The 1,152-nt window shown below is 43.9% G+C and carries 2 protein-coding genes; one reads left to right on the top strand and one right to left on the bottom strand.

Going from position 1 to position 1,152, the window contains the following annotated elements; all coding sequences use genetic code 11:
* Positions 1–669 carry a hypothetical protein gene (locus FJZ26_06225; GenBank protein MBM3230002.1) on the top strand — a complete coding sequence of 223 codons (669 nt, stop codon included), beginning with the start codon at positions 1–3 and terminating at the stop codon, positions 667–669.
* 130 nt (positions 670–799) lie between these two features.
* On the opposite strand, the gene FJZ26_06220 is transcribed toward FJZ26_06225, so the two are convergent.
* On the bottom strand, positions 800–1,138 hold the full coding sequence (locus FJZ26_06220) for a hypothetical protein (GenBank protein ID MBM3230001.1): 339 nt from the start codon (positions 1,136–1,138) through the stop codon (positions 800–802).
* Between the last annotated feature and the right edge of the window lie 14 nt (positions 1,139–1,152).

The raw sequence follows: 1,152 nt of genomic DNA, 5'->3' as shown, positions 1-1,152 counted from the left end.
ATGGACATAAACAAAAAAACCGAGTCGTTCAGGGGTATGCAAGTGCCTGTCAAGGTTACAGTTGACACTTCTACAAAGGAATATGAAATCTCAATCGGTACGCCTCCTGCGAGCGCGCTTATCAAAAAAGAAGCCAACATTGAGAAAGGCTCAGGCAATCCGCTGCAGGATAAGGTTGCAGACATCAAGATTGAGCAGGTTATAAAGATTGCAAAGATGAAGGCAGACAGCCTTCTCGGGAAGGGCATGAAGGAAAAGGTCAAGGAAGTAATTGGCACAGCAAATTCTATGGGTGTCATGGTTGAGGGCGTTGCAGCAAAGGACGCAATTGTGCTGGTCAACCAGGGCAAATTTGATGAGGAAATCAGGACTGAAAAGACAGAGCTTTCTGCAGAAGAGCTGAAGCAGCTCGAAGAGGAGAAGAAGCGCCTTGCCGAGGAAATCCTCAAGAGAAGGGAGGAATTCATGAAGAAGGCAAAGGAAATCATTGCTGCCAACGAAGGCAAGGAAAGGGGCTTCATCAAGGGCAAGCTTACAGAAGTGAAGATACCGCAGGCAATCATCGACGAATTATTGCCGGCAGAAGTGCCTGGGGCTGCGCCTGCAGCAGGAGCAGCGGCCGGGGCACAGCCAGCCGGAGCAGCCGCTGGAAAAGCAGAGAAGAAATAATTTGGCAAAAGCATATAATTAATTGCGTTATTTTTTTTCTTATTAACCTGATTATTCTTACATATTGTATTGTTCGGATTTTTCGTACCACCGCAGCTTAATTCAATCGGAAAAAAATAAAATGAGGCAATCATGCCTCAACAAAAAATTTGTTTCCCGACCTTTCAGTCAACTGATAACCTGAAAGTTCAGCATCAAGCCTTTTCATCAAGTCATAGCTTCCATTTTTCTTGATTACCAAGGCATTATGCCAAGGTGTTTTATTTTCAACACCTGGTATCAAATTAATGCTTATTTTTTCATTGCTATGGCTGTGGATGCTCAATCTGATGTATTCAGGAAAAAACTCCTGAATAAGATTGCTGTATGCTGCGCTCCTCTGCATCATCAGTCGACTTTTTTCCTTGCAGAGCTTCACCTGACTGGCTGTAGGCCTTAGAGGAAAAAACATATCCTGGGCAATGAACAATGAAATTGAGCAAT

The sequence above is a fragment of the Candidatus Parvarchaeota archaeon genome (assembly GCA_016866895.1).
Taxonomy (GTDB): Archaea; Micrarchaeota; Micrarchaeia; order Anstonellales; family VGKX01; genus VGKX01.
The sequence above is the reverse complement of the archived record's forward strand: the minus strand, read 5'-3'. Positions and strand labels throughout refer to the sequence as shown.